The organism is Halomonas pelophila (genome assembly GCF_040196315.1).
Lineage (GTDB): Bacteria > Pseudomonadota > Gammaproteobacteria > Pseudomonadales > Halomonadaceae > Halomonas > Halomonas pelophila.
Genome location: NZ_JBEGCI010000018.1, coordinates 1 through 17,132 on the forward strand (window position 1 = coordinate 1; position 17,132 = coordinate 17,132).

Below are 17,132 nucleotides of genomic sequence, written 5' to 3' on the forward strand. Positions count from 1 at the left end.
GACCACGTCGCCCAGCGCCTCCTGGGCATGGTCGGTGATGCCGATGGTCACGCTGCCATCGCCGTTGTCCAGGACCCATTCGTGGCTGTCGGCGTAGCGCAGGTTGGCGGGGATAGAGCTCATCTGTGTTTCCTATAAGAAATTTGTTTTTGACCAGGGAATCCTAGGACAACCGCGGCGGGCCGCCAACCTTTTTGACTAGGTGTTTTGTAAATATACAAAGACTATATTCGAATAAAAGGCGGCGGAGCGATTTGGTATGGGTGGGTGTTGTCTCGTTAATTCAATGCTTTAGAGATGAGCAGACCGATGTGCTTCTTGCCATGTTCGCGGTCATGAGGGCGATGGCGAGAAGAGTTTCTCCAAAGCGATGCTTGTTTCCTTTAAGAAACTTCGTCTAGTCTTGGGGCACGCGAGGGCGGTCGCCCGCCGATGGCGGCCGTATCGAACACCTCTCTTTTCTTCGTCAACCCGAGGCGGTCCATGAGCGAGATGAAGCACACCCCCCTGTATGCCCTGCATGTCGAGCTGGGGGCCAAGATGGTGCCCTTTGCCGGCTACGAGATGCCCGTCCAGTTCCCCCTGGGCGTCAAGAAGGAGCATGAGCATACGCGCGGCGCCAGCGGCCTGTTCGACGTCTCCCATATGGGGCAGGTGCTGCTGCACGGGCCGAATCCCGCCGAGGCGCTGGAGACCCTGGTGCCCGCCGATCTCGTCGGCCTGCCGGCCGGCATGCAGCGCTACGCGCTGTTCACCTCAGAGGAGGGCGGCATCCTCGACGACCTGATGGTGGTCAACAACGGGGATCACCTCTACCTGGTGGTCAATGCCGCCTGCAAGTCGGAGGACATCGCCCACCTGCGCCAGCACCTGCCCGAGGGCTACGCGGTGGAGGAACTCGATCGCGGCCTGCTGGCCCTGCAGGGCCCGAAGACCGCCGAGGTGATGGCGCGCCTCTGCCCCGAGGCCTGCGAGATGGTCTTCATGCAGCATGGTCATTTCGAGATCGACGGCATCCCGGTGTGGATCAGCCGCAGCGGCTACACCGGCGAAGACGGCTTCGAGATCTCGGTGCCGGCCGACCAGAGCGAGGCCCTGGCCCGCCGCCTGCTGGCGGAGCCGGAGGTCGAGGCCATCGGCCTGGGGGCCCGTGACTCCCTGCGCCTGGAGGCCGGGCTCTGCCTCTATGGCCACGATATCGACACCGGCACCACGCCGGTCGAGGGCGGGCTGATCTGGGCCATCGGCAAGCCGCGCCGGAACGGCGGGGAGCGCCCGGGCGGCTTCCCCGGCGCCGACCGGATCCTCCACCAGGTCGAGGCCAAGGACCACGCCCGCAAGCGGGTCGGCCTGCTCGGCGAGGGCCGGGCGCCGGTGCGCGAGGGCACCGAGCTCTTTGATGCCGAGGGTAACGCCCTGGGCCGGGTCACCTCCGGCGGCTTCGGCCCCACGGTGGGCAAGCCGGTGGCCATGGGCTACGTGCCCGTCGCCCTGGCCGAGCCCGGCACCACCGTCTATGCCGAGGTGCGGGGCAAGCGCCTGTCCATGGTGGTGACCAAGACCCCCTTCGTCACCCCGGGCTACTACCGCGGCAAGTGAGGCCGCGGGCCACGATCCGCCCGCCGGGAGGCCCCGAGGCCAGCCCGGCGGGCATGCAGAGGCACCACCCCTAACAATCAAGAGGATGTCGTCATGTCGTTCACCCATCTGCAGGATGCCGATCGCGATCTGCTGCGGGCAATTCGCGAAGAGGAGGGGCGCCAGGAGGCGCACATCGAGCTGATTGCCTCCGAGAATTACGCGAGCCGCGCGGTCATGGAGGCCCAGGGCAGCCAGCTGACCAACAAGTACGCCGAGGGCTATCCCGGCAAGCGCTACTACGGCGGCTGCGAGTTCGTGGACAAGGTGGAGGCGCTGGCCATCCAGCGGGCCTGCGACCTGTTCGGCGCGGACTACGCCAACGTCCAGCCGCACTCCGGGGCCCAGGCCAATGCCGCGGCCTTCATGGCGCTGGTCAAGCCGGGCGACACCATCCTGGGGATGAGTCTCGACCATGGCGGCCACCTGACCCACGGCGCGGCCCCCAACTTCTCCGGCAAGTACTACCACGCCGTCCAGTACGGCCTGAACGTCGAGACCGGCGAGATCGACTACGACGAGGTCGAGCGCCTCGCTCGTGAGCACCAGCCCAAGCTGATCATTGCCGGCTTCTCCGCCTATGCCCGGGTGGTCGACTGGCGGCGCTTCCGCGCCATCGCCGACGAGGTGGGGGCCTGGCTGCTGGTCGACATGGCCCATGTGGCGGGCCTGGTGGCCGCCGGGCACTATCCGAGCCCGCTGCCCCATGCCCATGTGGTGACCACCACCACCCACAAGACCCTGCGCGGCCCCCGCGGCGGCCTGATCCTCTCTTCGCACGCGGATGAAGCGCTCCACAAGAAGCTCAACAGTGCGGTCTTCCCGGGCCAGCAGGGCGGCCCGCTGATGCACGTGATCGCCGCCAAGGCGGTGGCCTTCAAGGAGGCCATGAGCCAGGAGTTCGTCCAGTACCAGCAGCGGGTGATCGACAACGCCCGGGCCATGGCCGGGGTGTTCATGGCGCGCGGCTATGACGTGGTCTCCGGCGGCACCGACGACCACCTCTTCCTGGTCTCGCTGATCGCCCAGGGCGTGACCGGCAAGGACGCCGACGCGGCGCTGGGCCGGGCGCATATCACCGTCAACAAGAACGCCGTGCCCAACGACCCGCAGAGCCCCTTCGTCACCTCCGGCCTGCGCCTCGGCACTCCGGCGGTGACCACCCGCGGCTTCGGCGTCGAGGAGTGCGAGAGCCTGGCGGGCTGGATCTGCGACGTGCTGGATGTCCTGGCCGCCGGCGATGACACGACCGCCATCGAGCAGACCGTGCGCGACAAGGCAGAAGCGCTCTGCCGGGCCCATCCCGTCTACGCCTAGGTGTGATCTCGGTGTGAGGTGACGACAAGAGGAGGGGCGGCATCCAGGGATGCCGCCCCTCTTTCGTTTCTCCAGGGCCAAGGTCTCCTGCGGTGACTAGCCCAGGTAGGCGAGGGCCCCGGCGGCCATGGCCTCGATGCCGGTGCGCAGCGTGACCTCGTTGCCCGGGAAATAGTACGGCGAGTGGGGCATCTCCAGGTGGCGCATCTTCTCCGCCACGCTCTCACCCGGCGTCTCGGCCCAGCGCTCGGCGGGGGTGGCACCGATGAACCAGTAGACGTAGGGGATATCCTCGCCGCCGAAGCCGCCCTCCGTGGCGTTACCGAAGAAGGGGAAGTCCTCGCTGCCGTTGAGGCGCGGCATGGCGTAGAGGCTGGCCTCGCCGAAGTGCTCGCCGTGGGCTCGTCGCACCCGCTCGACGGCCGTGGGATCGTTGTGCAGGGCGAGGGTCTCGTTGAGCACGCGGCACTCCGGGGGGCGGGGCGAGCGGCCGGCCTCGCACTCGGCGCGAACGATGCGCTCGATCGCGTCCACGACCTGGCGGTGCAGGGCGTTGTCGAAGCTGCGGATATTGATCTCGAGCTCGGCGGAGTGGGGGATGATGTTGGCCTGGGTGCCGGCGGCAAGCTTGCCGACGGTGACCACCACGGTCTCCTCCGGGGGCACCTCGCGGGAGACGATGGTCTGCAGGCGGGTGACCACATGGGCGGCGATCACCACCGGGTCCACCGTCTGGGCGGGCATGGAACCGTGACCGCCGGCGCCGTGGATCGTCACCGCCAGGTTGGTGCAGGCGGCCATGGTGCTGCCGGCACGGTGGCCGATGGTGCCGGCCAGAGCCGGCATGTTGTGCTGGCCGAAGATGACATCCGGCCGGGAGAAGCGCGTGTAGAGGCCGTCATCGAGCATCGCCCTGGCCCCGCCGAAGATCTCCTCGGCGGGCTGGCAGATCAACATCAGGGTGCCGGACCAGTGTGCCTTGAGTCCGGCCATCACCGCGGCGGCGCCCACCACGCAGCTGCTGTGCAGGTCGTGGCCGCAGGCGTGCATCAGCGGCACCGTGCCGCTCTCGGTCTCGGCCGTGCGCGTGCTGGCGAACGCCAGGTTGGTGGCCTCCTGGATCGGCAGGGCGTCCATGTCGCCGCGCAGCATCACCGTGGGGCCCTCGCCGTTGTGGAGCAGGGCCACCACGCCGGTGCCGCCCACGCCGCGGGTTACCTCATAGCCCAGTGTCTCCAGCGCCTCGGCGAGTCGCTCGCTGGTCTCGTGCTCCTCGAAGGGCAGCTCGGGATGCTGGTGGATCTGGCGGTACAGCGCCTGAACCCTCTCGAGGGTCGCCTCCACCTGGGCGCCGATGGCGCCCTTGAGCGCCGGCATATCGGTTTGCGTCGTCATCGGGGTCTCCCTGGCAGGTCAGTGGCTGGAGGGGGTGGCCACGGGGTGGCCGTTGCGCGAGGCGTGATCGAGACGCTGCCAGGCGGCGACCACCGCCACGTTGAGCAGCATCGCCCAGACGCCGGCGTGCCAGCCCAGCGGCGAGCTCCAGACGAACTCCATCAGCAGGAAGGCCAGGCTGCCGGCGAGCGCCCCCGCCATCACGCTGGCCCGGCGCAGTCGCGGCATGAACAGCGCCCCGATCACCATCGGGAACAGCTGGATGATCACCCCGTAGGCGGTGAGCAGGATCATCACCAGGGAGCCGGGATTGAGCAGCGCGATCAGATACGCCGCCAGCGACAGCCCCAGTACGCTCCAGCGCGTCACGCCGACCGTGGTCTTCTCACTGGCGTGCTTCATCACGGTGGTCCCCAGGACGTCGCGCACCAGCACGATGGCCGCGGTATGGGCCAGGTTGGCCCCGGTGGACATGGCCGCCGCCAGGGCGCCGGAGAGCATCAGGCCGATCACCCAGGGCGAGAAGTCGGCCACCTCCATCACCATCTTCAGCAGCACGGTGTCGGCGCGCTCCAGCGGCGTGTCGGCAAAGGCCAGGATGCCGGCGAAGCCGATGAACAGCAGGGGAACCAGCAGGTAGGCATAGAGCGGGTAGAAGACGCTGACCTTGCGCAGGGTCCTGCCGCTGTCGGCCGAGTAGAACTTCATGAACAGGTGCGGCCACATGGCGCCGCCGAAGGCGCTGACCAGCACCGCGGTACTGAAGTAGCCCCAGCCCATGCCGGTGGCCCCGGGCATGGTCAGATATTCCGGCGCCTGCTGCTGGAGCTGGGTGAACATCTCGCCCACGCCGCCATACAGGCGCCCGGAGATGGCGAGCCCCAGGAACCAGGCGATGGCGATCATCATCACGCCCTGCACCAGGTTGGTCCAGCCGATGCCGCTCAGGCCACTGCAGAACACGTAGGCCGCCACCACCACGAAGGCCAGCAGGCCGCCCAGCCAGAAGGGCACCATGCCGTCGGTCGCGGCCTGGAATAGCAGGCCGGCGCCGGCGATCTGGATGGTCAGGTAGGGCACCAGGGCCACCACGCCGATGAGGCCGGCCAGCATGCCGAGCGGTTTGCTGCGGTAGTGATCGGCGATCATGTCGCCCTGGGTCAGGTAGCCCCGCTCGCGGCCGAGCTTGGCCACCCGCGGACCCAGGGCCCAGATGGTGATCGGCACCAGCGAGAGATACGCCAGGATATAGAAGGCCGGCGCGCCGTGCTGATAGGCCCAGCCGGGGGTGCCGAGGAAGGCGAAGGCCGAGAAGATCTCGGCGCCGAGGATGAAGAACAGGATCACCACACCCACGTGGCGGCCACCGGCCACGTAACCCTCCAGGCTCGAGCTCGACTGGCCGCGGGCGCGCAGCCCCACCGCCAGCACCATCGCCAGGTAGACGAGCGTGATGCCGATGATGATGACGGAATCACTCATGGCGGCCCCCTCCGTGACGGACGACGAAGGCGACCCACATGCCGGCGAAGAGCACCAGCATCCACAGCACGTACCAGAAGAACAGGAAGGGCAGGCCCAGCACGGTGGGCGCGATGCGGTTGGCGATCAGGGCGCCGGGCCAGATCATGGCCAGGGTGCACAGCGCGAAGTGCAGTCCCGTTAGCAGGTGATAGGTCTTGTTCATGGGAGGGTCCAGCTCGCCGAGACGAGTCTTGTTATGGGTTGTACCGACACTATGGGAGGCATTCAGCGATAGAAAAAATATAGGTTTGGTATCGCAGGGATGCTTTTATGGTATGGGTAGAGTCTGACGCCACCCTTTCCTGTACCGAGGAGAGCCATGGAGTTCCGCCAACTCAGCTACTTCATCGCCGTCGTCGAGACCGGCTCCATCTCCGCGGCCAGCCGTCACGTGCATGTCGCCCAGCCGGCACTGACGCGCCAGATTCGCCTGCTGGAGGAGGATCTCGAGACGCGACTGTTCGACCGCCATGCCCGGGGCGTGCGTCTCACCGTGGCGGGTCAGGCCCTGTATGAGGAGGCTCAGGAGCTGCTCGACCGACGCACCCGGCTCCGGGCGCGCCTCGTCTCGCTGGGGCAGGGAATGACCGGCAGGGTCTGCCTGGGCGTGACGGTGACCCACCTCTGGGTGCCGGAGGTGGCGCGGCTGCTGGGGAGCTATCGAGATCGCTATCCCCGGGTGGCCTTCGAGGTCTTCCCGCTGCTCTCCGGGCCACAGCTGGAGCGACTGCGGGAAGGGAGCCTGGATGCCGGCATCCTCTATCTGGACAGCGCCGAGCAGCCGGAGCTCGAGACACGACTCCTGCAGCATGACCATCTGATGCTTGCCGTGCCGGAGACCTCGCGCTGGTCTTCCACGCCGCCGCGCCGGCTGGTGGAGCTGGCGAAGACCGACTTCGTCTGGGGGGTTCGCAGTGCCTCCCCGCTCTACTACGACCGGGTGATGGCGCACTTTCAGCGCCTCGGGTTCTCGCCACGAGTGGTCCAGTACGGGGCCGACAATATCACCATCCTCAGCATGGTGGCGGCGGGGTTGGGGGTGGCCATCGTACCCTCGGCCAGCAGCTCGCATCCCATGCCCGGCATCCGCTTCGTCCACCTGCCGGAACTCGAGGCCTGCGACATGCCGCTATGGCTGGCCTGGCGGTCGACCAATGACTCGCCGGCCCTCCACAACCTGATTGGCCTGATCGACGAGGTTTTCGGGTGAGGAAATGCATCAATATCAGCGATTGTTGAACTCAGGACCTCATGAAGGCCGACGTCCCGGAACCTGCTAGGGGCCCATGACGGCCCCTGCCGATAGGTCGTTTGTTCGGTCTCAGGGGTAGCGGCCGCTGCGGCGATTCTCCACCAGCACCTCGAGGATGGCGGTGGCCGCCTGCATCACCGGGGAGGGGGGCTCCCCGCGGCGGCGGCTGCAGATGACGGGGGCTGTGATGCTCCGGTCGGCGAGATAGACATAGCTGATGCCGTCGCGCTGAACGCGTCTGACCTGCTCCGGGACCAGGCTGATACCGATCTCCGAGGCCACCAGGCCCAGAGCCGTCTGCAGCTCGTTGGCTTCCTGCACCACCTCGACCTTCAGTCCCTGGCGACGGAAGAGCCCGAGCATCGTGTCGGCCATGCTGGGGCGTGGCTTGGCGGGAAACAGGATCAGCGGATAGCGGGCGAGCTGCTCGAGGGTCGGGGTGGTGCCCTCCAGCGGGTGACCCGCCGGCAGGGCGGCCAGCACCGGCTCGTCGAACAGCACCTCCTGCTCCACGTCGGGGTCGTCGATCTTCAGCCGGCCGAAGCCCAGATCGATGCGACCCGCCTTCAGGGCCTGGATCTGCTGCACCGTGGTCAGCTCCGCCAGGCTCAGCTCGACATTATCCTTTTGTCGTAAGTCGCGCACCAGCAGCGGCAACTGCCCATAAAACACCGATGGCACGAAGCCGATGCCGAACATGACGCGCTTGCTGCGGGCCATGCGTCGTGTGGCATCCAGGGTGGCATCGACCTTTTCCAGTATCTGGATGGCGTGCTGCCGAAAGAACTGGCCAGTGGTGGTCAGGCGCAGGCCACGGGAGCCCCGTTCGAACAGCTCGGCCCCGACTTCCTTCTCTAACTGCTTGATCTGCCTTGATAAAGGAGGCTGTGACATGTGCAGCCGTTCGGCAGCGCAGGTCAGGTTCAGCTCCTCGGCGACCACGCAGAAGTACCTGAGATGGCGCAGTTCCATGATACCTCCTGGGTATGGCTGGGCACCCAAACAATATTGGTTCGGTCTTCGCGCTGCAATCAGACTGCCATCCAATCACCCGATTCCCGGAGTTCGGAGCCCCCATGTCATCCGTGATCGAACGTATCGAGACGCTGCTGGTCGACCTGCCGACCATCCGCCCACACAAGCTCTCCATGACCACCATGGCCTGCCAGACCATGGTCATCGTGCGGATGCGCCACAGCGATGGCATCGAGGGGCTCGGCGAGGCCACCACCATCGGCGGCCTGGCCTATGGCCCCGAGAGTCCCGAGAGTATCAAGACCAACATCGATGCCTACCTGGCGCCGCTGCTGATCGGTCAGCCGTCGGGCAACATCCATCGGCTGCGTGCCCGGCTGAACCGCCAGGCCCGCGGCAACGCCATCGCCAAGTCGGCGCTGGAAACCGCGCTCCTCGACGCCCAGGGCAAGCGGCTGGGCCTCTCGGTGGCCGAGCTTCTGGGCGGTGTTCGACAGGCGCATCTGCCGGTGCTCTGGACCCTGGCCAGCGGCGATACCGAGAAGGACATCGACGAAGCCCTGCTGCGCCTCGAGCAACGTCGCCACTGCGACTTCAAGCTCAAGATCGGCGCCAACCCGGTAGACCAGGATGTCCGCCACGTCGCCGCCATCAAGGAGGCCCTGGGCGATCGGGCAAGCGTCAGGGTCGACGTCAACCAGGCGTGGGACGAGCCCACCGCGGTGCGCGGCATTCAGGCGCTGCAGGACGCCGGCATCGAGCTGATCGAGCAGGCCATTCCCGCCCGCGAACATGCCGGCCTGACTCGCCTGTCATGTCGCTTCAACGTGCCGATGCTGGCCGACGAGGCCGTTCAGGATGCCCGCGACGGCCTTGAGCTTGCCGCCGGCGGCTTCAGCGGCGCCTTCGCCCTGAAGATCGCCAAGTCCGGCGGGCTGCACGGGGTACTGGAACTGGCCCATGTGGCCCAGGCCGCCGGCATCGGTCTCTACGGCGGCACCCTGCTCGAGGGCACCATCGGCACGGCCGCCGCACTTCACGCCTGGGCGACGCTGCCCGAGATGGCATGGGGCACCGAGATGTTCGGTCCGCTGCTGCTCAAAGACGACATCGTCGCCGAGCCGCTCAACTACCGCGAGTTTGGTGTCGACCTGCCCCAGGGCCCGGGTCTCGGCATCGCCCTGGACGAAGACAAGCTCGCCCACTATGCGCGCAAGAACTGAGAAGGAGAACGCCATGCTGTTTCAGGTGGAAATGACCGTCAAGCTGCCGCTGTCCATGCCGGCCGAGCAGGCCGCCGAGATCAAGGCGACCGAGAAAGCCTACTCCCAGGAGCTACAGCGCTCCGGCAAGTGGCGCCATCTGTGGCGCGTGGCCGGCAGCTATTCGAACGTCAGCATCTTCGACGTCGAGGATAACGCCGAGCTGCAGGAGCTGGTCAGCAACCTGCCCCTCTTCCCCTACATGGAGATCAGCGTCAAGCCGCTGTGTCGCCACCCGTCCTCCATCCGCCAGGACGACACCTGAGTCACGGATGAAGCACGCCATCTCCCGCCTGCGGGACAGCATCAGATAACAATCGAGGATAACCGACCATGACCGTGAAGATTTTCGATACCCCCGAAGTCCAGGACTTCCTGAACGCCATCGCCGGCTTCGACCAGCAGGGCGGCAACGAGCGCGCCAAGCAGATCGTCCATCGTCTGATCTCCGACCTGTTCAAGCTGATCGATGACTTCGATGTCAGCGAGGAGGAGTACTGGTCAGCCGTTAACCTGCTCAATGCGCTGGGCAGCCAGACGCAGTTCGGCCTGCTGTCGCCGGGCCTGGGCTTCGATCACTTCCTGGACATGCGCCAGGACGCTATCGATGCCGAGGCCCAGCGCACCGGCGGCACCCCGCGCACCATCGAAGGCCCGCTCTACGTGGCCGGCGCCCCGGAAGCCGAGGGCTTCGCGCGCATGGACGATGGCCAGGACCGGGATGGCGAGGCGATGTGGCTGACCGGTCAGGTGCGTGACGTCGACGGCACCCCCATCGCCGGCGCCAAGGTCGAGGTATGGCACGCCAACTCCAAGGGCGGCTACTCCTTCTTCGACAAGACCCAGAGCGAGTACAACCTGCGCCGCACCATCTATACCGACAGCAAAGGCCGTTACACCGCGCGCAGCATCATCCCGTCCGGCTACGGCGTGCCAGAGGGTGCCCCCACCGACGTAGTGCTCAAGTCCCTGGGCCGTCATGGCGAGCGCCCGGCGCACATCCACTACTTCGTCTCGGCGCCGGGTCACCAGCACCTGACCACCCAGATCAACCTGGCGGGCGACCCCTACACCTTTGATGACTTCGCCTTCGCGACGCGCGAGGAGCTGGTGGTGCCGGCCCACCGCATCGAGGCGGCGGACGAGATCGCCCGGCGCGAGCTGGACGGTCCCTTCTCCGAGGTGGTGTTCGACGTCGAGCTGTCGAGGACCGACGTGGCCGAACTGCAGACCCGTCATGCTCGCCCGCGGGCCAAGGAAGACGAGCAGGACCAGGCCAGCCAGCTCGCCGGCACCGCCAAGGTCTGAGCCGTTACCCCACTGACGAACGGAGACTTCGCCTCACGGCGGAGCCTCTTCTCAAAACAATCGAGGAGATGGACCATGACCACTCAGCTTGACCAACTCAAGGAACGCGTCCGCAGCGCCGTCGTCGACGACGCCGACAACGGCATCTTCCGCTGCCACCGCAGCATGTTCACCGACCCTGCCTTCTTCGACCTGGAGATGAAGCACATCTTCGAGGGCAACTGGCTGTTCCTGGCCCACGAGAGCCAGATCGCCGAGCCGGGCGACTACTTCACCGTGACCATGGGCCGCCAGCCGGTGGTCATCACCCGCGACAAGCAGGGCGAGCTGCACGGCCTGATCAACGCCTGTGCCCACCGTGGCGCCACCCTGTGCCGCCGCAAGCAGGGCAACAAGGGCACCTTCACCTGCCCCTTCCACGGCTGGACCTTCAAGAACGACGGCAAGCTGCTCAAGGCCAAGAACGAGAAGAACGGCGCCTATCCGGAAGGCTTCAAGCAGGAGGGTTCCCACGACCTCAAGCGCCTGCCGCGGTTCGCCAACTACAAGGGCTTCCTGTTCGGCAGCCTGAGCGATGACGTCCAGCCGCTGGAAGAGTACCTGGGCGAGACCACCAAGGTCATCGACAACATCGTCGACCAGGCGCCGGAAGGCCTGGAGATCCTGCGCGGCACGTCGTCGTACACCTATAGCGGCAACTGGAAGCTGCAGGCCGAGAACGGCGCCGACGGCTACCACGTGAGCTCGGTGCACTGGAACTATGCCTCGACCATGGAGCGTCGCAACTACGATGCCGGCGGCACCAAGGCGGTGGACGCCGACGGCTGGTCGAAGAGCCAGGGCGGCTTCTACTCCTATGAGAACGGTCACATGATGCTGTGGACCCGGCTGCTCAACCCCGAGGTGCGGCCCGTCTACACCCGCGAGGACGAGATCGAGGAAGAGCTCGGCGCGGCGCGAGCGGACTCCATCGTCAACCAGACCCGTAACCTCTGCCTCTATCCCAACGTCTACCTGATGGACCAGTTCTCCACGCAGATCCGCGTGCTGCGTCCGCTCTCCGTCGACAAGACCGAGGTCACCATCTACTGCTTCGCGCCCAAGGGCGAGTCGGCAGAGAACCGTCGCGTGCGCATCCGCCAGTACGAGGACTTCTTCAACGTCTCGGGCATGGGCACGCCGGACGACCTCGAGGAGTTCCGCGCCTGTCAGGACGGCTACCACGGCCAGCTGGCCGAGTGGAACGACCTCTCCCGCGGCGCCAAGCAGTGGATCGAGGGGGCCGACGAGAACGCCCAGGCGATCGACATGAAGCCGCTGCTCAGCGGTGCCTCCCCGGAAGATGAGGGGCTCTACGTGCTGCACCACCAGCACTGGGTCAAGGAGATGCTGCGTGCCATCGACAAGGAACGCAGCCAGTTCATCGCTACCCAGTCCGCGTAAGCGCACGAACCGAGAAGGGGAGAACAGACATGAGTATCAGCTACCACGACATCCAGGCCTTCCTGTACCGCGAGGCGCGCCTGCTCGACGACCGCCAGTGGGACGAGTGGCTGGAGTGCTACCGCCAGGACGCCGAGTTCTGGATGCCGGCCTGGGACGATGACGACCAGCTGACCCGGGACCCGCATAGCGAGATCTCGCTGATCTACTATCCGAACCGCGAGGGTCTCGAGGATCGGGTCTACCGGATCAAGACCGAGCGCAGCGGGGCGAGCACGCCGGAGCCGCGGACCACCCACCAAATCACCAACCTCGAGGTGCTGAAGGAGGCGGGTGACACGGTGGAGGTGCGTTTCAACTGGCACACCCTGAGCCACCGCTACAAGAAGACCGACAGCTACTTCGGCAGCGCCTTCTATACCCTGGATGTGTCGGGCGAGGCGCCGCTGATCACCAGAAAGGTCGTGCAACTCAACAACGACTACATCCACCAGGTCATCGATATCTATCACATCTGACCCGGTGCGGGAGGAGATTCGATCATGAGCTACACCATTGCCCTTAACTTCGAGGACGGCGTCACCCGCTTCATCGGTTGCAAGGCAGGGGAGACGGTCCTGGACGCCGCCTATCGTCAGAAGGTCAACCTGCCGATGGACTGCTCCGATGGCGTCTGCGGCACCTGCAAGGGCCACTGTGAGCAGGGCGGTTTCGACATGGGAGACGAGTACCTGGATGAGGCGCTCTCCGACGAGGAGGCCGCCGAGGGCCAGGTGCTGACCTGCCAGATGGTGCCGTCCTCCGACTGCGTCATCCAGATCCCGGTGGCCTCCAGCCTGTGCAAGACTGCGGTGGGCAAGCTCGAGGGCAGCGTGGCCGTGGTCGAGCAACTCTCCGAGGACAGCATCGAGCTGGGGATCGACCTGGACGACGAGGCCGCGCTGGCCTTCCTGCCGGGGCAGTACATCCATATCGATGTGCCGGGCAGCGATCAGCATCGCTCCTACTCCTTCAGCTCCAAGCCCGGTGATCGGCGGGCGACCTTCCTGATCCGCAATATCCCTAACGGGGTGATGAGCGGCTACCTGACCGAGCGCGCCCAGGTTGGCGATCGCCTGGCCCTGACCGGGCCGATGGGCAGCTTCTACCTGCGCGAGATCAAGCGCCCGGTGCTGATGCTGGCCGGCGGCACGGGCCTCGCGCCCTTCCTCTCCATGCTCGAGCTGCTGGTGCAGAAGAAGGCGGAAGGGGAGGCCAATGAGCAGCCGATCCACCTGATCTACGGCGTCAACAAGGACGACCACTTGGTCAAGGTCGATGCCCTGGAGTACTTCGCGAAGGAGCTGCCGAACTTCACCTACTCCACCGTGGTGATGGATGAGGCCAGCGAGCATCCGCGCAAGGGCTACGTGACCCATCATATGGACGGCGAGGTGCTGCACGACGGCGACATCGACGTCTACCTGTGCGGGCCGCCCCCGATGGTCGATGCCGTGCTCAAGCACTTCGACAAGGAAGGCATTGTGCCGCAGAGCTTCCACTACGAGAAGTTCACGCCGAACCAGGCCCCCAAGGAGGCGTTATGAGCATGGCGCGCCTCGACGGCTCACGCTTTCAGGATCGGGTCATGGTCATCACCGGCGCGGCCCAGGGCATCGGGCAGCGAGTCGCCGAGCGTGCCGGTGCAGAGGGCGCGCGCCTGGCGCTGGTGGATCGTGCCGACCTCGTCCATGAGGTGGTGGCGGGGCTGGTCGAGCAGGGCGTCGACGCCATCGCCTTGCAGGCCGACCTGGAGACCTGGGAGGGCGCCGAGGAGGTGATGGCCCGGAGCGTCGAGCACTTCGGCCGTATCGACATTCTGATCAACAACGTGGGCGGGGCGATCAACTTCAAGCCGTTCACCGAGTTCACCCCTGACGAGATCTCGGCCGAGATCACCCGCTCGCTGATGCCCACCCTGTGGTGCTGTCGGGCGGTGCTGCCGACCCTGGTGGCGCAGGGCGGCGGGGTGATCGTCAACGTCTCCTCGGCGGCGACCCGCGGTATCCATCGGATCCCCTACTCGGCGGCCAAGGGCGGCGTCAATGCCATGACCGCCTCGCTGGCCTTCGAATATGCCGAGCATGGCATCCGCGTGGTGGCCACCGCGCCCGGCGGCACCGAGGCGCCGCCGCGCAAGATCTCCCGCGGCACCCCGACGCCGCGCAACGCAACGGAGCAGGCCTGGTTCCAGGCGCATATCGACCAGACCAAGCAGAGCGGCTTCTTCGGTCGCTACGGGACCCTGGACGAGATGGCCGCGCCGATCCTGTTCATGGCGTCTGAGGAGGCCGGCTATATCACCGGCAGTGTCCTCCCCGTGGCCGGCGGCGATCAGGGTTAGCCCCAGGTAACAGAGCGGCCCGGTGCGGGCCGCTTTTCGCGAGTCGCCGTTTCTCTACTTCCTCCTTACACCAACCACAACAATTCCCCTGGAGCACCCCATGAAACACCTCGAGAAGGGCGTCGGGCTCTTGTCGGCGCCCCGCGCCTTTGCCCGCGACCTCAATGCCGATAATCTCAGTGCCGGGCTGGTGGCGGGGATCTTCGGCCTCAGCGCCGGGATCATCCATATCAGTGCCGGTACCGCCGCGGGTCTCCCTCAGGAGTTCACCCTGCTGTGGGTGATCAGCTACCTGATGATCAACGGCCTGTTCGGGCTGTTCGTGCCGGCCTACTATCGGCTGCCCCTGCCGATGGCCAACTCCATCCCCGGCGCCCTGCTGTTCGCCGCGATCATTCCCATCGTGGGGCTCAACGAGGCGCTTGGCGCGACACTGATGGCCGGGGCGATCTCGCTGGTCGTTGGCCTGGCCGGATGGATGAGCCTCGTCATGCGGCTGATACCAATGCCCATCGTCATGGGCATGGTCGCCGGTATCCTGCTCAAGTTCGGCATCAACATGGTGACGCCGCTGGAGAACGCCATGCTGCCGGCCATGGTGATGATCCTGTCGTTCTTCTTTGCGGCGCGCTTCCTGCGACCGGTACCGCCGCTGGTCGTCACCCTGGTCGTGGGCGTCGTCTACATGGCCATGTCCGGGGCCGACTTCTCGAGCGTGGAGTTCTCGGTCCGGTTTCCCGAGTTCATCATGCCGGCATTCTCCCTGGACGCCTTCCTGGCCTATGGGCTGCCGCTGGCGCTGATCCTGGTCGGCATGGAGACGCCGGCCGGCGTGGGCCTGGTCAAGGGCATGGGCTTCAAGAGTGCCCCGGCCAATGCCATTACCGCCGTGGGCGGCATCGGCACTATGGTCTCGGCCTTCTTCAACCTGCACAGTACCTGCATCGCGGCACCGATGACCGGCATCTGTTCCGGGCCGGAAGCCGGCAGTCACGACAAGCGCTGGGTGGCCGCCGTCATCGTCGGCATCATCTTCATCGTGGCGGCCCCCTTCTATGGCTTCGTGTTCAGCCTGATCGAGGCGATGCCCAGCTACTTCATCTCCATCATCGCCGGCCTGGCGCTGCTGCGGGTGATCGGCTCGGCGATGCACATGACCTTCTCCGGCAAGCATGAGGTGGGCGCGATGTTCTCCTTCCTGATCGCCGTGTCCGGCCTGCAGATCTTTGGCATCGGTTCCTCCTTCTGGGCGCTGGTGTTGGGGGCCGCGATCTCGATGCTCGTCGAGTTTAGGGACTTCGACTTCTCTCGTACGAAGGCAACCGTCTAGAGGAGGCCGGCCTTCTCCGGCTGCGCCGATCTTTCATCATCCTCGACACCCACCTCGGCGTCGCCTGAGGTGCGACGGAGAGACATTGCATGCGACTTCACAAGGATTGGTCGATACCCGCGATCAGCGCCGGCTTCGTGGCGGTGCTGGTCTCCTACTCCGGCCCGCTGGCAATCTTCTTCCAGGCGGCCCAGAGCGCCGAGATCTCGACGGCCATGATGACCTCCTGGGTGTGGGCGATCTCCATCGGCGCCGCCGTCTCTGGCATCGCGCTCAGCCTGTGGCTGAAGGTGCCCGTGGTCACCGCCTGGTCGGCCCCGGGCACGGCGCTGCTGGTCACGCTGTTCCCCGGCCTGTCACTGAACGAGGCGGTGGGGGCCTACCTGACGGCGGCGGCGGTGATCTTCGTGATCGGCATTACCGGCTCCTTCGACCGCATCATCCAGGCGATCCCGCCGGGCATCGCCAGCGCCATGATGGCGGGCATCCTCTTCCAGTTCGGGGTCGGGGTCTTCGTCTCCCTGGAGGCGGTGCCGGCGCTGACCCTGGGCATGATCCTGACCTACCTGGTGTTCAAGCGGCTGACCCCGCGCTACAGCCTGGTGGCGCTGCTGGTGGTCGGCGTCATCCTGGCGGTGGTGTTCGAGGATGCCAGCCTCGAGGGGGTGACGCTGAGCCTGGCCGAGCCGCAGTTCATCCGTCCCGAGTGGACCTGGAACGCTACCCTGAGCCTGGCCATCCCGCTGGTGCTGGTCAGCCTGACCGGCCAGTTCCTGCCGGGCATGGCGATCATGCGCAGTGCCGGCTACAACACCGCGGCCAGGCCGATCGTTACCCTGACCAGCCTGACCTCCTTCGTCACCGCCTGCTTCGGCGGCATCACCACGGTGATCGCGGCAATCACGGCGGCGATCTGCACCAGCAAGGAGGCCCACGAGGATCCCGACAGGCGCTACGTGGCTGGGGTGGCCAACGGGGTTTTCTACCTGATCGGGGGCACCTTCGCAGGCACCATCGTGCTGCTCTTCACCTCGCTGCCCGGCGAGTTCGTGGCGGTGCTGGCGGGCCTGGCGCTGATCGGCGCCATCACCAGCAACCTCAGCGCCTTCGCCGCCCACCATGACCACCTGGAGGCCTCGGTGATCACCTTCATCGCCACGGCCTCGGGCATGAGCCTGCTGGGGTTGGGCTCGGCCTTCTGGGGGGTGGTGATTGGCGCGCTCGCCTATGCGCTGCTGCACCGGCCGCTGCCCGGTCTCGGGCGCAAGGCCAGGCAAGCGCAAGCCCGCAAACCGTCCTGATTAT

General features: G+C 66.2%; 16 protein-coding genes and 1 pseudogene. 12 read left to right on the forward strand and 5 right to left on the reverse strand.

The window, feature by feature from the left end:
- Window positions 1-123 (reverse strand): annotated as a pseudogene (locus tag ABE957_RS16165) (glycine cleavage system protein H); the annotation flags it as partial.
- A gap of 360 nt (window positions 124-483) precedes the next feature.
- Here ABE957_RS16165 and gcvT point away from each other — a divergent pair.
- Both gcvT and glyA read left to right on the forward strand, forming a co-directional pair.
- Window positions 484-1,599 carry a glycine cleavage system aminomethyltransferase GcvT gene (gene gcvT / locus ABE957_RS16170; protein WP_349759700.1) on the forward strand — a complete coding sequence of 372 codons (1,116 nt, stop codon included), beginning with the start codon at window positions 484-486 and terminating at the stop codon, window positions 1,597-1,599.
- Window positions 1,600-1,692: 93 nt separating this feature from the next.
- Window positions 1,693-2,955, forward strand: coding sequence for a serine hydroxymethyltransferase (glyA, locus tag ABE957_RS16175; RefSeq protein ID WP_349759701.1), 1,263 nt, complete (start codon window positions 1,693-1,695; stop codon window positions 2,953-2,955).
- A gap of 96 nt (window positions 2,956-3,051) precedes the next feature.
- Here glyA and ABE957_RS16180 read toward each other — a convergent pair whose 3' ends face one another.
- Genes ABE957_RS16180 through ABE957_RS16190 form a run of 3 tightly spaced genes read right to left on the reverse strand, consistent with a single transcriptional unit; the run spans window position 3,052 to window position 6,037 of the window.
- Window positions 3,052-4,350 (reverse strand): amidohydrolase, encoded by a 1,299-nt coding sequence (locus ABE957_RS16180; protein WP_349759702.1) that lies wholly within the window; start codon window positions 4,348-4,350, stop codon window positions 3,052-3,054.
- 18 nt (window positions 4,351-4,368) lie between these two features.
- Window positions 4,369-5,832, reverse strand: coding sequence for a sodium:solute symporter family protein (locus ABE957_RS16185; protein ID WP_349759703.1), 1,464 nt, complete (start codon window positions 5,830-5,832; stop codon window positions 4,369-4,371).
- Window positions 5,825-6,037, reverse strand: coding sequence for a hypothetical protein (locus ABE957_RS16190; RefSeq protein ID WP_349759704.1), 213 nt, complete (start codon window positions 6,035-6,037; stop codon window positions 5,825-5,827). Before ABE957_RS16190 ends, ABE957_RS16185 begins: the two co-directional genes overlap by 8 nt.
- A gap of 156 nt (window positions 6,038-6,193) precedes the next feature.
- Here ABE957_RS16190 and ABE957_RS16195 point away from each other — a divergent pair, with 156 nt between their 5' ends.
- Window positions 6,194-7,084, forward strand: coding sequence for a LysR family transcriptional regulator (locus ABE957_RS16195; RefSeq protein WP_349759705.1), 891 nt, complete (start codon window positions 6,194-6,196; stop codon window positions 7,082-7,084).
- Window positions 7,085-7,195: 111 nt separating this feature from the next.
- Here the strand turns inward: ABE957_RS16195 and ABE957_RS16200 are convergent, their stop codons facing one another.
- Window positions 7,196-8,098 carry a LysR family transcriptional regulator gene (locus ABE957_RS16200; protein ID WP_349759706.1) on the reverse strand — a complete coding sequence of 301 codons (903 nt, stop codon included), beginning with the start codon at window positions 8,096-8,098 and terminating at the stop codon, window positions 7,196-7,198.
- A 104-nt stretch (window positions 8,099-8,202) separates the two neighbouring features.
- Here ABE957_RS16200 and ABE957_RS16205 point away from each other — a divergent pair, with 104 nt between their 5' ends.
- The 9 genes from ABE957_RS16205 to ABE957_RS16245 all read left to right on the forward strand — a co-directional run bounded on the left by ABE957_RS16205 (window position 8,203) and on the right by ABE957_RS16245 (window position 17,128).
- Entirely contained in the window at window positions 8,203-9,324 is a 1,122-nt protein-coding gene (locus tag ABE957_RS16205) for a muconate cycloisomerase family protein (RefSeq protein ID WP_349759707.1), read from the forward strand.
- A 13-nt stretch (window positions 9,325-9,337) separates the two neighbouring features.
- A complete protein-coding gene (gene catC, locus ABE957_RS16210; RefSeq protein ID WP_349759708.1) occupies window positions 9,338-9,628 on the forward strand; it encodes a muconolactone Delta-isomerase in 291 nt (96 codons plus the stop codon).
- A gap of 68 nt (window positions 9,629-9,696) precedes the next feature.
- Complete coding sequence (gene catA / locus ABE957_RS16215; RefSeq protein ID WP_349759709.1) at window positions 9,697-10,671, forward strand: catechol 1,2-dioxygenase; 975 nt, start codon at window positions 9,697-9,699, stop codon at window positions 10,669-10,671.
- 75 nt (window positions 10,672-10,746) lie between these two features.
- Entirely contained in the window at window positions 10,747-12,114 is a 1,368-nt protein-coding gene (locus tag ABE957_RS16220; protein WP_349759710.1) for a Rieske 2Fe-2S domain-containing protein, read from the forward strand.
- 29 nt (window positions 12,115-12,143) lie between these two features.
- On the forward strand, window positions 12,144-12,632 hold the full coding sequence (gene benB, locus ABE957_RS16225; RefSeq protein ID WP_349759711.1) for a benzoate 1,2-dioxygenase small subunit: 489 nt from the start codon (window positions 12,144-12,146) through the stop codon (window positions 12,630-12,632).
- Window positions 12,633-12,656: 24 nt separating this feature from the next.
- Window positions 12,657-13,700, forward strand: coding sequence for a benzoate 1,2-dioxygenase electron transfer component BenC (gene benC / locus ABE957_RS16230; RefSeq protein WP_349759712.1), 1,044 nt, complete (start codon window positions 12,657-12,659; stop codon window positions 13,698-13,700).
- Window positions 13,697-14,497 (forward strand): benzoate diol dehydrogenase BenD, encoded by an 801-nt coding sequence (gene benD, locus ABE957_RS16235; RefSeq protein WP_349759713.1) that lies wholly within the window; start codon window positions 13,697-13,699, stop codon window positions 14,495-14,497. Before benC ends, benD begins: the two co-directional genes overlap by 4 nt.
- 100 nt (window positions 14,498-14,597) lie before the next feature.
- On the forward strand, window positions 14,598-15,827 hold the full coding sequence (locus ABE957_RS16240) for a benzoate/H(+) symporter BenE family transporter (RefSeq protein WP_349759714.1): 1,230 nt from the start codon (window positions 14,598-14,600) through the stop codon (window positions 15,825-15,827).
- Window positions 15,828-15,916: 89 nt separating this feature from the next.
- Window positions 15,917-17,128 carry a benzoate/H(+) symporter BenE family transporter gene (locus tag ABE957_RS16245; RefSeq protein WP_349759715.1) on the forward strand — a complete coding sequence of 404 codons (1,212 nt, stop codon included), beginning with the start codon at window positions 15,917-15,919 and terminating at the stop codon, window positions 17,126-17,128.
- The last annotated feature ends 4 nt before the right edge of the window (window positions 17,129-17,132 follow it).

Excerpts from the sequence above, each read along its gene's own strand:
- ABE957_RS16205 (WP_349759707.1), top strand. The coding sequence starts at position 8,203 with ATGTCATCCGTGATCGAACGTATCGAGACGCTGCTGGTCGACCTGCCG.
- ABE957_RS16245 (WP_349759715.1), top strand. The coding sequence starts at position 15,917 with ATGCGACTTCACAAGGATTGGTCGATACCCGCGATCAGCGCCGGCTTC.
- ABE957_RS16180 (WP_349759702.1), bottom strand. The coding sequence starts at position 4,350 with ATGACGACGCAAACCGATATGCCGGCGCTCAAGGGCGCCATCGGCGCC.
- ABE957_RS16240 (WP_349759714.1), top strand. The coding sequence starts at position 14,598 with ATGAAACACCTCGAGAAGGGCGTCGGGCTCTTGTCGGCGCCCCGCGCC.
- benB (WP_349759711.1), top strand. The coding sequence starts at position 12,144 with ATGAGTATCAGCTACCACGACATCCAGGCCTTCCTGTACCGCGAGGCG.
- benD (WP_349759713.1), top strand. The coding sequence starts at position 13,697 with ATGAGCATGGCGCGCCTCGACGGCTCACGCTTTCAGGATCGGGTCATG.
- ABE957_RS16200 (WP_349759706.1), bottom strand. The coding sequence starts at position 8,098 with ATGGAACTGCGCCATCTCAGGTACTTCTGCGTGGTCGCCGAGGAGCTG.
- ABE957_RS16190 (WP_349759704.1), bottom strand. The coding sequence starts at position 6,037 with ATGAACAAGACCTATCACCTGCTAACGGGACTGCACTTCGCGCTGTGC.
- ABE957_RS16220 (WP_349759710.1), top strand. The coding sequence starts at position 10,747 with ATGACCACTCAGCTTGACCAACTCAAGGAACGCGTCCGCAGCGCCGTC.
- ABE957_RS16185 (WP_349759703.1), bottom strand. The coding sequence starts at position 5,832 with ATGAGTGATTCCGTCATCATCATCGGCATCACGCTCGTCTACCTGGCG.
- ABE957_RS16195 (WP_349759705.1), top strand. The coding sequence starts at position 6,194 with ATGGAGTTCCGCCAACTCAGCTACTTCATCGCCGTCGTCGAGACCGGC.
- glyA (WP_349759701.1), top strand. The coding sequence starts at position 1,693 with ATGTCGTTCACCCATCTGCAGGATGCCGATCGCGATCTGCTGCGGGCA.
- benC (WP_349759712.1), top strand. The coding sequence starts at position 12,657 with ATGAGCTACACCATTGCCCTTAACTTCGAGGACGGCGTCACCCGCTTC.
- catA (WP_349759709.1), top strand. The coding sequence starts at position 9,697 with ATGACCGTGAAGATTTTCGATACCCCCGAAGTCCAGGACTTCCTGAAC.
- catC (WP_349759708.1), top strand. The coding sequence starts at position 9,338 with ATGCTGTTTCAGGTGGAAATGACCGTCAAGCTGCCGCTGTCCATGCCG.
- gcvT (WP_349759700.1), top strand. The coding sequence starts at position 484 with ATGAGCGAGATGAAGCACACCCCCCTGTATGCCCTGCATGTCGAGCTG.